1 protein-coding gene is annotated in these 258 nt (G+C 67.8%); it reads left to right on the top strand.

Annotation, left to right across the window (positions count from 1 at the left end; genetic code table 11):
• The coding region (locus tag R0J87_RS22100) for a hypothetical protein (RefSeq protein WP_498888995.1) at nt 1-243 on the top strand (243 nt) is incomplete at its 5' end.
• Nucleotides 244-258 lie beyond the last annotated feature (15 nt).

Here is a 258-nt window from a genome sequence, read left to right as displayed (position 1 = left end):
CTCGCCGATGCGCACCCCGAACTGATCGCCGAGCTCGGCATCACTGTGTCCACACAGGCGCAGGCCGACGCGATGGCGGCCGTCGCCGCGCAGTTCCTCACCGTCTCTCCCGCCTTCTCCGCGACATGGGCGCCCGCGATCAGGAGTACCGACCCGGCCGTGAGGGATCAGGGCATCTCCGGATTCATGACGGACTTCATGGCTTACGTGATGTCGCACTGCCGACCCTCGTGCACCGTGTGAGCGGTCGGCCCCGAC

Source organism: Halomonas sp. SIMBA_159 (assembly GCF_046536035.1).
Lineage (GTDB): Bacteria > Pseudomonadota > Gammaproteobacteria > Pseudomonadales > Halomonadaceae > Vreelandella > Vreelandella venusta_A.
The sequence above is the reverse complement of the archived record's forward strand: the minus strand, read 5'-3'. Positions and strand labels throughout refer to the sequence as shown.